Annotated in this window: 1 pseudogene; it reads left to right on the top strand. The window is 56.3% G+C overall.

The features are described from left to right. Nucleotides 1-247: pseudogene (locus tag C5471_RS25550) on the top strand (site-specific tyrosine recombinase XerC); the annotation flags it as partial.

Here is a 247-nt window from a genome sequence, read left to right on the forward strand (position 1 = left end):
CCGTTAAGCACCCGGACGCAACGTACCCAACTGGAGCCATTGAAGGTCTGGTTCAAATGGCTGACGAAACAGAACCTGATACTGGCGAACCCGGCGGCGGACCTTGAACTCCCCAGACTGGAAAAGCATCTGCCACGCTATATTCTGACCATTGATGAAACCGAACAGATACTGGCGCAGCCTGACCTGACGACGTTGCAGGGGGTACGTGACCGGGCATTGATGGAGCTGCTCTGGTCAACCGGGA

It is taken from the genome of Photorhabdus tasmaniensis (assembly GCF_011189505.1).
Taxonomy (GTDB): Bacteria; Pseudomonadota; Gammaproteobacteria; order Enterobacterales; family Enterobacteriaceae; genus Photorhabdus; species Photorhabdus tasmaniensis.